This is a genomic window from Actinoplanes sp. NPDC051475, from assembly GCF_040689425.1.
Classification (GTDB): Bacteria; Actinomycetota; Actinomycetes; order Mycobacteriales; family Micromonosporaceae; genus Actinoplanes.
On sequence record NZ_JBFAZZ010000002.1, the window covers coordinates 574,109 to 583,849 of the forward strand.

The 9,741-nt window shown below is 66.9% G+C and carries 8 protein-coding genes and 2 pseudogenes; 1 reads left to right on the forward strand and 9 read right to left on the reverse strand.

The window, feature by feature from the left end:
* Positions 1–129: 129 nt before the first annotated feature.
* A complete protein-coding gene (locus tag AB0368_RS07110) occupies positions 130–1,182 on the reverse strand; it encodes a site-specific integrase (RefSeq protein ID WP_366152865.1) in 1,053 nt (350 codons plus the stop codon).
* Between the two features lie 122 nt (positions 1,183–1,304).
* On the opposite strand from AB0368_RS07110, the gene AB0368_RS07115 reads away from it, so the two are divergent.
* A complete protein-coding gene (locus AB0368_RS07115; RefSeq protein WP_366152866.1) occupies positions 1,305–1,649 on the forward strand; it encodes a cupin domain-containing protein in 345 nt (114 codons plus the stop codon).
* Here the strand turns inward: AB0368_RS07115 and AB0368_RS07120 are convergent.
* The 8 genes and pseudogenes from AB0368_RS07120 to AB0368_RS07155 form a co-directional block, all read right to left on the reverse strand.
* Positions 1,624–2,007: pseudogene (locus tag AB0368_RS07120) on the reverse strand (transposase); the annotation flags it as partial. The gene AB0368_RS07115 and the pseudogene AB0368_RS07120 sit on opposite strands and share 26 nt — an antisense overlap.
* 21 nt (positions 2,008–2,028) lie before the next feature.
* On the reverse strand, positions 2,029–3,273 hold the full coding sequence (locus tag AB0368_RS07125; protein WP_366152928.1) for an IS110 family transposase: 1,245 nt from the start codon (positions 3,271–3,273) through the stop codon (positions 2,029–2,031).
* A 372-nt stretch (positions 3,274–3,645) separates the two neighbouring features.
* Positions 3,646–4,467: pseudogene (locus tag AB0368_RS07130) on the reverse strand (IS110 family transposase); the annotation flags it as partial.
* Positions 4,468–4,739: 272 nt separating this feature from the next.
* Entirely contained in the window at positions 4,740–5,375 is a 636-nt protein-coding gene (locus AB0368_RS07135) for a class I SAM-dependent methyltransferase family protein (RefSeq protein ID WP_366152867.1), read from the reverse strand.
* Positions 5,376–5,394: 19 nt separating this feature from the next.
* Positions 5,395–6,633, reverse strand: a complete 1,239-nt coding sequence (locus AB0368_RS07140) for an IS110 family transposase (protein ID WP_366152868.1) — start codon at positions 6,631–6,633, stop codon at positions 5,395–5,397.
* A gap of 1,287 nt (positions 6,634–7,920) precedes the next feature.
* Entirely contained in the window at positions 7,921–8,346 is a 426-nt protein-coding gene (locus AB0368_RS07145; RefSeq protein WP_366152869.1) for a hypothetical protein, read from the reverse strand.
* 404 nt (positions 8,347–8,750) lie between these two features.
* Positions 8,751–9,182 carry a hypothetical protein gene (locus tag AB0368_RS07150; RefSeq protein ID WP_366152870.1) on the reverse strand — a complete coding sequence of 144 codons (432 nt, stop codon included), beginning with the start codon at positions 9,180–9,182 and terminating at the stop codon, positions 8,751–8,753.
* Between the two features lie 111 nt (positions 9,183–9,293).
* Positions 9,294–9,719 (reverse strand): hypothetical protein, encoded by a 426-nt coding sequence (locus tag AB0368_RS07155; RefSeq protein WP_366152871.1) that lies wholly within the window; start codon positions 9,717–9,719, stop codon positions 9,294–9,296.
* Between the last annotated feature and the right edge of the window lie 22 nt (positions 9,720–9,741).

The window sequence follows — 9,741 nt, forward strand, 5'->3', positions numbered from 1 at the left end:
ATAGCTAGCTTCCCGGCCGCCGGTGATGGTGACCGCTACGTGCTCGGCGACGGCGATCCCCGGTCGCTCCGTGGTCGCTCGGATGTTCCGTACCCCCACCGGACGTAGCCGGACCCACCCGGACAACTTTTAATCCATAGGTTCGGGATTCGAGTCCCCGGCGGCCCACCCCTCTGACCTGCATGTTTGCCCGTTCTGGCTGTCGATGGTAGACGGTGGGTGCCCGCTGGATGCCCCGGGATGCCGCTGCTTTCGGAGCTTCTTCCCACTTCGGCGAGTGGGTGTGACCTGCCGTTCCGTGGTGCTGGGACGCGTGGGTGGTTGCGGATTGCTCCGGGGGTGTAGCAGCGCTCCGCGGTGCCGGCCGATCATCTTCCTCCGGGCGGCGCGGGCGGCGGCGAGCACGAGGCGGGCGGTGTTGGCGGCGGCTTTGTGCTGGGTGGCGGGTAGCACGCTGGTGTAGGTGTCGGCGGTGAGCACGATGCTGGCGTGCCCGAGCTGATCTTGCACGGTCTTGAGGTCGGCGCCCGCGGTGTGGGCGAGGCTGGCCGCGCCGTGGCGCAGATCGTGCAGCCGGACCGGGGGCAGCCCAGCGGCGGCGATGAGGTGCTGCAGCCTGCGGGTGAACACGTTCGGGTGGTAGGGGTGGCCGTCGGGGTCGGTGAACACGTAACCGTCGGGCCGCCACACCCGGCCCGCGGCGGTGGCGCGGCGGCGTTGGTCCTGCTGGTAGCGGCGCAGCAGGCTGACGGTGTGCGGGTCGAGGGCGACGGTGCGGCGGCTGGCCGCGGACTTGGGTGGGCCTTCGACGACGCGGTAGCCGACGGTGGTGCGTTGGCTGACGATGACCAGGTGCCGGCGGTCGAGGTCGATGTCGTGCCAGCGCAGCCCGGCGGCTTCGCCGCGACGTAGGCCGCGCAGGGCGATGAGCCACCACAGCGGGTAGAGCGGGTCGTCGGCGGCGAACTCGAGGAACTCGGCCAGTTGGCTGGGGGTCCAGACCGCGACCGGGGGCCGCTGGCCGTCCGAGCGCCACTGCGCCACGCGGTGCTCGGTCCAGACCAGGGCGTGGGGGCGGCGGCTGGTGGGCAGTTCGACCCGGCGGGCGGGGTTGTCGGTGATCAGCCCGTCGCGGATGGCGGCGTTGAGCGCGGCGCGCAGGGTGGCTCGGATGCGGTGCACGGTGGCAGTGCTGCGGGGCTGCCCGGCGGGAGTGCTGCCGGCGAGCAGGGGGGTGTCCCTATGGGTTCCGTCAAGTCGATGGGCGCGCGGTACGCGGAGGATCTGCGATCTAGTGTTCCGGCGTGGAGATCTTGTCGTTCGATGGCCTGACTGGGCGGCCGGTGGAGGCCTTCGGCAGTGTTGGTGTAACCGCTCAGGCGCTATTTCGCAGTGAGGCCGTCGGGGTCACGGTCCTGCGTGTGACCGCCGGTGGTGAGGTCGGCCGCCATCCGGCACCAGTGGACCAGCTCCTGGTGGTCATCGAAGGTCACGGCGTCGTGCAGGCTGATGATGGCGACTGGGAAAGCGTCCGCGCAGGTCAGGCGGTGGTATGGCGGGCTGGCGAGGAGCACACCACCCGAGCGGTTGACGACCTCACGGCTGTAGTGATCGAGGTGGCGGCTACGCCGCAACGACGGCAGGAGTGACAGGCCTGGGGTGGTAGAGGGCGTTGTCGCGGAGCATGGCGAACAGGACGTCGATGCGGCGGCGGGCGAGGCAGATGAGGGCGGCGTTGTGGCGTTTGCCTTGGGCGCGTTTGCGGTCGTAGTAGGCGCGGCTGACGGGGTCGGCCAAGGACGCGAACGCGGCGAGGAAGAACGCGCGTTTGAGTTGCTTGTTGCCGCCGCGGGCGGGGTGTTCACCGCGGATGCTGCTGCCCGAGCGGCGGGTGACCGGCGCCAGGCCGGCGTAGGCGGCCAGATGCCCGGGGCTGGCGAAGGCGGTGCCGTCGCCGACTTCGAGCAGGATCCTCGCTGCGGTCCTGACGCCGATGCCGGGCATCGAGACCTCCGATCTTGGTAAGAGTCAAGCTGCGGAGGTTTCCAAGGGTTCGACGGGCGCTCCGAAGGCCTTGATCGGGTCGTAGGTCTGGCCGGTTTGCAGGCAGTGGTGGAGTTGGCCGAGCATGCGGTTGAACAGGTGACGCAGTGCGGCGGCGTGGCGGTCGCCGCGGGCGCGGCGATTGTCGTAGTGCTGCTTGCTCGGGCCCGGACGCGGGATGGCCGCGAAGGCCCAGAGGAAGCCGACGGTGTTGAGGCGATCGTTCTTGATAGTGCGCCGGGTGATGGCGATGCTGCGGCCAGAGGCTCTGGTCACCGGTGCTGACCCGGCGTATGCCTTGAGTCCGCGGGCGTCAGCGAAACGGCTGCGGTCGTCGCCGATTTCGGCCAGGAGTCGAGCACCGCTGAGGTCGCCCATGCCGGGGAAGCTGGTGATCACCTGATGGTCGGGGTGCTGGGTAAACGCGTCGATGGCAGCTTGCCCAAGCTGCTCGGCGTTGTCGCACTCGGCGTTGAGGGTGGCCAGCAGGGCGAGGGCTTGGCGGCCCATGGCGTCCTCGACCAGCGGGAGCTGCTGCATCTGCGGGATCCGCAAGCCTTCACGGATCTCCTCGGCCAGCGTCGCGACGCGGCGTTGCCGGCCGGCTCGTCGCAGGCCGGTGGCGATCCGGACCGCAGTCAGCTTGCCGCCGGCCGCGGGCGTCGGCGCAAGAGCGAGGATCTGGCGGGCTTCGGGACTCGCGAGGTTGGTGACGCCGCCCCGGCTGAACGTGGTCAGGAAGCCCGGGTAGTACTCGCGCAGCAGTGACCGCAATTCCTGCAGGGCCTTCGTGCGCCGCCAGACGGCGTCCTGGGCCGCCCGGGCGAGGACCGCAACCGCGCGGGCCAGTTCGCTGTCGGCAGGTAAGGGTCGGTGAGCGTGGGCGTCGGTGCGCAGGATGTTAGCCAGGACCATGGCGTCGGCATGGTCGGACTTGCTGCGCGAGACCGTGTGCCGTTCGCGGTAGCGGGCGACGGCCATCGGGTTGATCGCGTAAATCGCGCGTCCGGTCTCACGCAGCGCGGCGACCAGCAACCCTCGCGGTGTCTCGATCGCCACGGGGATCGGATCGTCGCGGCTGTCTCCGGCCTCGGCCAGCAGTGTCGTCAGCTGCGCGAATCCGTCTGCAGTATCGGCGATGCGGCGCTTGGCCACCAACTTGCCCTCGCCGTCGACCAGGGCGACATCGTGATGCCGCTCGGCCCAGTCGATGCCGCAGAACACCTTCACCAATTTCACGTCCTCTCCACCTGCTTCGGCTGTTCAAGTACCCTGGCGAGACCGTGCGGCGCCCTAATAACGAGGCTCTGTGGCCTTCCCTCCGATTGAGCCGTTCACGATCCCAGCGATCCAAATGGCTCCGGTCTTCATGCCAGACCAGAGCTCTCAGGCTCTCCAACAGCGAGGTGTGGGCCATGCGGACGGGCTCGAACCATGAGCAAGATTCTCGATCCACAGCAGTGGTGATGGCCCGACCGGGTGTCTGCGCCAGTCTCGATGAAGGGCTCCCCAGCCCATGGTCAGGACAAGGCGTCCCCGCCTCGGGCCACCACTGCGAACGGCGATCCGTAACTGCCGAACCTCGCCGTTCGACAGTTATTAGGTCAGGACCTCGGCAAGAGGGTGGGTATCAAGCATCCTGTCGACCTCGCCTGCGACTTGGTCGCGTTGTTGCAGGACGCCACGCAGGCTGTCGGCCAGCCTGGGCAGAATCGTCTCGGCGGCCGCACTGCCAGCAACGGTGACGGTCTGCTCGTCGAGGGCGGCCATGACCTGTTCGACGAGACGTTCACCCATGCGCGGCGCATTCTTGGACGCGATCGACAGCAGTTTGCGGCGACCGGCCTTACCCATCCCGGCCGGGCCGCCGCACCGCGACAACAACTCCAGCACCGCCTTGTGCTGCACTCGCGGGCCAAGGACGCGTTCCAGCGCGGGGTGGATCTGGGTCAGCAGCCCGCGGATGCGGTTGCTGACGCGGGTGGCCTCGCCGGCCAGGTCGTCGTCGAACCCGACGAGGACTTCCAGTTCAGCCAGGGCTTCATCCCCGACGTCGACTCGGCGCAGCGTATGCGGCAGAGTCCGAGCCGCGTCAGCGATCACATAAGCATCGCGGGCGTCGGTCTTGGCCGCACCCGGATGCAGGTCCGCGATCCGGCGCATCGCCAGGCCGGGCAGGTAGGCGACCTGATGCCCGCAGACGCGAGCGACCGCGACCGGCAGAGCGCCGATTGAGGCCGGCTGGTCGACCACCACCAAGACTTTGCCGTGCTTAGCGAGCTTGTCGAAGACCTGCCGCAGCTTGGTCTCGGTGTTGACTAGGGCAGCGTCGTGCAGCCGCTTGCCATCACGGGTCAGCGCGACCGCGTGGTGGCCCTCCTTACCAACATCAACCCCAAGGAACACCTGGGAGTCGCCGTGCACATCGCCTCCCCGCGACGTTACCTGCCGCCTCGGCCGTCAATCTGGCGTCGACTGCCGGCAGCCACATTACGAAGAGACCTACCCCAACGGTGCGGGTGGCCGTGTCCCTATCAGCGGTCCGTCGGCGCCACCCGGCCCGGCGACAAGACCCCCCGGATCATCCGTGCGACAGGGGCGGTAAGTCATACCGGACCAGGCGACCGAGCAATCCCCGGCTGGGGACGATCAAAAAGACCTCCGATCTCCGGAAGCGTCAAGTCGCAGGTCCTCCGTCAGGTGATGAACTGGAAGATCTTGCCGTTCTGCAGCGGTTGCGGGGTGCCGGTGAAGCGGTGCATGCCGACGGAGAACAGCACGTCGTCGGGTGCGGTGAAAGCTTGTTCGGAGAATCCTGCGTCGGTAAGCCACCTTCGGATAGAGGGTGTCAGGTCGGGTGCTCGTCGTGTCCTGGTCCAGATCACCGTGGCCTTGGCGGCGCAGAGCTGCGGCAGCGCGTGAATGGTGGTGTGGGCGTCAGCGTCGCTGACGTTGCCCAGGACGCCGGCCATGATGACCAGGTCCGCGGGCACCGCCTTCCGGTATGAGGCGAGGTCACCAGCGTCGGCCTGAGCGACGGTCACCGTGTCGAGGCTTTCGGCGATTGCTCGGGTCCGGGCTGCCACGACGTTGCGTGGGTCGTACTCGATGAGCGTCGCGCTGACTCTGCTGGCGTCCTGGCGCGACGCCAGCACGGTCAGGATGTCGTCACCTTGGCCGGCGCACATGCTGACCACGGACACCGGTTCGCCGGGGCGCTCATCGAGCCACGCGGCGATGTGCTGCTGGACCAGCTTCAGCCGGCGCGCCAGTGCCGAGCCAGGATCGGTGTAAGGGTTGTGCCAGGCATACCAGTCCTTGCCGTCGTTCATGGAAATGAGCCTGCCAGCGTCATCCGGCAGCTGTGAGCGCGGGCATGGCCAACTGGGGGAAAGCCTTGTCAGGGTGGTAGAGCTGGCCGGTGGCAAGGCAGTGGTGCAGGCAGCCGAGGAGCCGGTTGAACAGGTTGCGCAGAGCCGCGGGGTGCCGGTCGCCGTGGTCGCGTCGACGTTGGTAGTGCTGCTTGGCGGGTTCGGCATGGGTGGCGGCGACGAATGCCCACAGGTAACCGGCCGCGGCGAGCCGGTCGTTCTTCACCTTGCGATGGGTGATGGAGATGCTGCGCCCGGACGCGCGGGTGACCGGGGCCGCGCCCGCGTACGCCTTCAACGCGCGGGCATCGGCGAACCGGGCGCGGTCATCGCCGATCTCAGCCAGGACGCGGGCACCGGTCACGTCGGCCAGGCCGGGAAAGCTCGTCACGATCGCATGGTCGGGGTGCTGGCGAAACGCTTTACTGGCGGCCTCGGTGAGCTGGTCGACACTGGCGCACTCGACGTTCAGCGTCGCCAGCAGTGCCAGTGCCTGGGTGCCCATCGCTTCCTCCACAACGGGCGGCTGGCGCAGTTGCGGACGCCGTAGCGCCTGCTGCAGCTCAGCGGCCAGGTCCTCGACGCCACGTTGGCGGCCGCCGCGGCGCAGCGCAGCCGCGATGCGGGTCGTGGACAACTTCGCGGCAGCGGCCGGCGTAGGGGCGATGGCCAGCACAGCCCGGGCGTCGGCACTGGTCAGATTGCCCTTCCTGCCGGTGAACGCGGCAAGGAAGGTCGGGAAGTACTCCCGCAGCAGCGACCGCAGCTCGTTCGATGCTCGCGTCCGCCGCCAGGTGCCATCCTGATGAGCCCGGGCCAGCACGGCGACGGCCTGGACCAGCTCGCTGTCGCGCGGCAGCGGCCGGTGGGCGTGCGCGTCGGTGCGCAGAATGTTGGCCAGCACCACTGCGTCGGCGTGGTCGGACTTCTTGCGAGACACCGAGTACCGCTCCCGATAGCGGGCCACCGCCATCGGGTTGATGGAGTACACCCGTCGTCCGCTCGCGCGTAGCGCCGCGACCAGCAGCCCGCGGGGAGTCTCGATCGCCACCGGTATCGCGCAGTCGGTGTCGCCGGCGGCCGCCAGCATCTGCACCAGCGTGGAAAATCCGTCCAGGTCATCGCCAATACGACCCCTGGCGACCAGGTGACCGTGCTCGTCGACCACAGCGATGTCGTGGTGCTGTTCCGCCCAGTCGATGCCGCAGTACACCGTCAACTCGTACTCCTCCCCATCCGTCAGTACAGGTGCGAAACCCTGGCGGAAACGCGCGGCGCCCTAATGACGAGGCTCTGTGGCCTACCCTCCGATGAGCCGTTCGCGATCCCAGCGACCCGCACGGTCCCGGTCTTCGCAGTCAGAGCTCGTTGGCTCCCGGTATACGAGGTGTCTGCCGTGCGGGCGGGCTGCAACCACGATCAACATCTTGCCCAAGGTCATGAGGTGGTCCGGCACCGCCGAGATCCGCCGGTCTTGCACGAAACCTGACATGGTCCAGAGGTGTGCAGGCATGTCCTCAACGAGCCGGACCACCACGTGAACGGCTCGCCGAGCCCACGATGCCGATCTTTTTGGAGACCTTCAGAGGTCGGGTAACGGGCAGGCATCCCGCGAACCACGGCGGGCCGTTCGGGACTCATTAGGTAACGGGTGAACACGACGTTGAGGTGGTGGCTGTCGAGGGCGGCGAGACGCAGGTCGCCGAGGGTGGGGATGAGGTAGTCCTCGACGTGATGGGTGTAGACGCGCAGGGTGGTGGGTCGGATGCTGCGCCGGGTGGACAGCCAGTAGCGCAGCCACCGGGCGACGGTCCAGGATTGGCCCGCGCGTTGCTCGCGGGACAGGGCGAGAACCCTCATCGCGGGCGCGGCGGGCGGCGGCGTGGGAGGGGAAACCGCCGCGGCGCAGCTGTTCGGAGCGGTCCCAGAGGCTGGGGGTACGGCAGCGGAAGTGCCAACTGCCGTGGCGGCGCTCGCTCAGGCGCGGGCAGGATTCGCCGAGCCGCCTGCCGGAGGTGTCCCGGCAGCCGCATCGCTTGAAGATTCCCTGCGTCATCTGCGCACCTCCCGGGTCCGGAGGGTGTCGACGGTCCTCGGCTCTCGCGCGGTTGTCGTTCCCAATGCGGGGCGTCTTCGGTCCTGCCACCGGCTGCTGCCCTCTGCGACGGGGCGTCAGGCCGGAGGTGGGCAGCAGCAGGCGAGGTAGCCCTGTAGCTGGTGAGACGGGTGCTGATAGCAGCCGCCCTCGACGCACCACGAGCGCAGACCGTCAGCGACGACGTGTGGGACCAGCACACCATGCTCTCCGTCGACGAGGCGCAGGCCCCCGCGGATTAGGGCCACGGTTGCCCTCGCAGCCAACGCCTTCGGGCATGCGCACGCAGCTTTAGCAGCCGCGACAGCCTGGCGTTCTCGACCCGCAGCCGCTACACCTCACGGCGAGGATCGACGAACTCGTCCACCGCAGCATCCTCGCAGCGCTCTGAACCCGACCTCGTTTCATGCATCAGTCCCACTCCCGAGCATTCGCCGCTCGCATCAAAGCGAGTACGTGGTCCGGCTCCATGAGAGGCTGAAGCTGTCGGACGTATCGAGCATGTAGTTTCAGCGTGTGCTTCAGTCCGCTCAACGTGGTCGCCTTCGAAGTGACATGGTTTCGGGCACCAATGCGAGCGGCCTGCACCAGCTCTGGAAGCTTGGCGATGAGACGGCTGGCCTCTAGTTCGACCTCTGCCTGGGTAACCAGGCTCATCCCGGAGACATCGAGCTTGATCACATAGCGAATGCCCCGGCCACCGAACGCGACCGCCGGTAGCAAGACTGTCCGAAGCTCTGGACCATTCATGCCGAATTCGCTCGTCAGAAACTGAAACGCCTTGCCCGTCTCATCGAAGAAGGACTCCTGGACGGCGACAAATCCGCGCTTACTCAAGGTGACTCCGCGGGTTCCGGTACTTGGATGCTTTGCTTGCCTCATCAAAGAACGACTGCTGGACGGCTGTGAATCTCTTTCCACTCAAGGCGGCTCCGTGTGGGTCGGGACTGGCTGCGCGAGTGCAAGACGTCATCCTATGGGTTTCGCGGGATAAAGGAGATCACCGCGGGCACCCGTTTACAACGTCGCCTTTGCGACAGCCGTCGTTCCGGTGCACGCGCGGCCCGGCGTCGACTACTCCCGCACGCCATCTACGCCGCTAAGTTGCTGCGCGCGGCTGCCGTTCGGGTGGCATGGTCTCGCGCGGGCAGCAACTTAGCGGCGTACACCGGGGCGGGAGGCTCGGCGGTGAACTCCCGCCCCCTGAGATCGAACTCCGGACCTGAAGGTACATTTCGCGGTCAGCTGCCAGTCCATTCTCGAGCATCCGCCGCGCGCATGAGATCCACGACTTTTTCGGGTGTCATGTAGGGCATCAGTAGCCGCATATACTGGGCGTGCAATTCCAGCGTGTGTCGTAGGCCGCTCAGCGTGGCCGCCTTCGACGTGACATGGTTTCGTGCGCCGAGGCCAGCCGCTGCCACCAGGGCTTCAAGGGGGGCGTCAAGCGTCTCGGTCTCGAGGGCGACGTTAACGCTTGTATCGACATTCTTCTCACGGGTATCCAGCATGACTTCGTAGCGAACGCCCCCGCCGGTGTAAGTGATTGCTGGTATTACCAGATTTGATCTTTCCGGGCCGTTCAACCCGAATTCGCTGGCAAGGAAGGCGAACACGTCGGAAGCCTCGTCCCAGAACGCATCCACGACGGCGGCGAAACCCTTCTTGCCCAAAGTGACTCCAGATGAATCTTCGTCGGAAGGCCTTACGCGTCGCCCGCGGCCCTGATTTGCGCCCGCTTGGGTCGTCGTGCAGCCCTCGGAGTTAATACCGTTCGTGGCGAATTAGCTCCACTCCCGTGCTTCCGCCGCCCGCATCAGGCCAAGTATCTTGTCGGGCTGCATGAGCGGCTGAAGCTGCCGAAGGTATCGAGCGTGCAGCTCCAACGTGTTTTGTAGTGCGTTCAGCGAAGTCGCCTTCGAAGTGACATGGTTTCGGGCGCCAATGCCTGCAGCCTGCACCAAGTCCGGAAGCTCGGCGATGAGCCTCTTCTCGTTGAAGTCGATTTCAACATCTGTAATCACATTCTTCTCGCCGGTGTCCAGTCTGATCGCATAGCGAACGCCTCCGCCGGTGAATCTGACAGACGGCAACAGGACGGTCCGAAGTTCCGGGCCGTTTAGCCCGAAGTCGCTAACCAAGAACTCGAACGCTCGACTTGCTTCGTCGAAGAAGGAGCTCCGAACGGCTGCAAATCCCTTTTTGCCCAAGGCGACTCCCGTGTCGTTAGTG

What these genes read in the sequence shown, in the direction of transcription:
- AB0368_RS07135 (WP_366152867.1), bottom strand. Translation starts at nt 5,375, where the DNA reads ATGAACGACGGCAAGGACTGGTATGCCTGGCACAACCCTTACACCGAT.